Here is a 2510-nt window from a genome sequence, read left to right on the forward strand (position 1 = left end):
ATGCAAGGCACGAGCCTGACGTTTAGCACGCCTTCAGTTCGCATAAAATGGCGAATCTCGATCGAGCAGCGCGGTTCGTATGAAGTGCAGGTAACTTAGTATTCGCTGCATTTGATGCCGTCTTTCCCGATTCCCGTGCAACGAGTCCCGCAGCGGCTGCGCGATCTCGATCGCCGCGTCGACGGACGCCAGGGCGCGAGCGAGGCGATCCGCGCCTGGCCGCTCAAACAGGTCCGCCAGATCTCGCCTGACCGTATCAATGCTCGGCTGCCACCGCGGTTGCAATCGCGCCGCGTAAGGTGCGTCCAGCGTCTCGTTGCGAAGATCGATTGCCGAGTGTCCGACCTCGAGGATGACGAGCATCCACCGCAACGCGTCGCGATGCTGTGCCGAGGGCTTTTTGAGGAGCAAGCGTAGCTGGAACATCAGGTCGTGCGTGCTCGACTGGAATCGCTGATTCAGTCCGCTGAGCGTTCCCTCGCAGGCGAGCACCATTTGTCGCCGAAGGTCGCGTTTGATCTTTTCGATCCGCCACGGCATGTGCGCCGGAAAAATCACTGCGAAAACGAGGCATGCGACGAGCATCGATGCGACCAGCGCGATGCCATTGTTGATGAGGAGACCCGGCTCATAGACGATCACGTTGTCTGGCCCCGCAAGCAGGCAAAAGAAAACGCAAAAGCCGACGCCGTAGCCGGACGTGCTGGGACGCGTCGACAGAAATGCGCCGAAGGCCAGCAGGGGCGCAAGGGCCGCACACAGCAATGCAAAGCCCTCGATGTTCGGATACACATAGCACGTGACCGCATACCCCGCCACGGTCGCGAGTGCCGTGCCGCCCGCCATTTGAGCCGCGAATTTCGATGGCGCAGGCAAGGCCGAACAGAGGGCACACGTTACCGCGACCCCGATCACGGCAAGGCCGCCGCTCGGCCATGCAGTCGCGATCCAGAATGCCCCGACGCCTGCAACGGCCACGACAGTACGCACGAACGTGAAAGCGACGACGTAAGCGTTGGTCTTGACGGCGTATTTCGTCACGGATCGCTCAAGCGCGTGGCTCGCGTCGGCTAGCGACGCGTATGCCTGCGTATAGCGCAGGAATTCATCGACAAAGCGATACAGAAGCTCCATCGTCGTATCGAAGTCGAGCAAGTGTTCCGGCGCCGACACTTCAAACGAGCGGCGCGTCTCGCCTACGCGTTGTGGCAACGTCGACTGGAAGCGACCGAGTTCAACGGCTGCGGTCGCCGCGCTCAGTTCATCGGTCTTCATCGGATCGCGATGCTTGACGAGCAACCCTGAAAGCTCACGAAAATAGGGCGATGCCGCCTCAACGGCCGCGTTCACGTGCCCCGCATTCATGCGTTTCACCAACTGGTGAAGCGCATGCAGTCTCGTACACGCGTTCATGAATTCGCTATTGAGCCGCGCGAGCCGTCTGCTGCGCACGCGCATGTTGGGATCCTCAAATGAAGCGAAGCTACGCACCGCTTCGAATCCAACAATCTGATCGACCAGATCCGCGAACCGGGTTTCGAAAACGCTGTCTGCAATTCGTTCGTTGAGTACGCTCGCCGCAAAGACGGAAAACCCGGTGTACCGGGTACGCAACGTGTGCTTGAGCGCCGTACTTGAATGCAGCGGCAGCACTAGCGCGCTGATCGCGCTCGAACAAAGAATGCCTATCATGACTTCAGCAGCGCGTGTCAGTGCTGCCAGGAACAGGCCGTTTGGCGCCATCACGGTCGGGATGCCGATCAACGCGGCCGTGTATCCCGCAAGCACGAACGCGTACCAGCGAAAATGGCGATAGCGGACTGCCGCGGCCGTGCACGCACCGATCCATAGCGTGATCCCGAGCATGTAGAGCTCAGGTTGCTGGGCGAAAATTCCGCCCAGCACTAGCGCGGCGATCATTCCGGTCGCGGTTCCGACGACTCGATAAAAGCTCTTGGCCAGGACCATGCCACTCAACGGCTGCATCAGGACGAACACTGTTGTCATCGCTGTGCGCGGGCTCGACAGTTGCAACAGCATGGCGATGCCCATCGCGAGAAGCGCGGCGCTCACCGTCTTCAACAGGTGTAGCCAGAGGAGTCCGTCGTCGGCCATCCACTGCCTGGCGATTATCTTTGTCGCACGCGCCCAGACCTGCAATCGTGGGGATCCAGCCCAGGTGCGCTGCGCCGCCTTCTCGCTCCTCATGGAATGACTCGCCTAGTGAGCCATTAATGACCGGCGTAAAGCGATTTCACGCCGTCATTGCCTGCAGGCCGGACGGCTGCGGGAGCGCCGGAAGCCGACGAACCGCCTACTTCCCCACCCACGTCGGTTACCGTGCCGTTTTGCGCAGTCACCCGTGCTTCGGCAGCGATGATGTCGTCTGGGTAGTGAGGATCACTACCGACGGAGGGGTGCCAGCCCGCCTTTTCGAGCTGGACGAGTTCAGCTCGAACTTGCGCACGGCTAACCGGCTCGTTCGATTGCTGGGCAAACGACACGACCGG

Annotated in this window: 2 protein-coding genes; both read right to left on the bottom strand. The window is 60.8% G+C overall.

What is annotated here, in order from left to right:
• Positions 1-33 precede the first annotated feature (33 nt).
• Entirely contained in the window at positions 34-2208 is a 2175-nt protein-coding gene (locus WCA53_RS14155; RefSeq protein ID WP_423911256.1) for an FUSC family protein, read from the bottom strand.
• A 23-nt stretch (positions 2209-2231) separates the two neighbouring features.
• The coding region (locus WCA53_RS14160) for a DUF4148 domain-containing protein (protein WP_423911258.1) at positions 2232-2510 on the bottom strand (279 nt) is incomplete at its 5' end.

The organism is Caballeronia sp. (assembly GCF_049581465.1).
GTDB lineage: Bacteria > Pseudomonadota > Gammaproteobacteria > Burkholderiales > Burkholderiaceae > Caballeronia.

Excerpts from the sequence above, each read along its gene's own strand:
- WCA53_RS14155 (WP_423911256.1), bottom strand. The coding sequence starts at position 2,208 with ATGAGGAGCGAGAAGGCGGCGCAGCGCACCTGGGCTGGATCCCCACGA.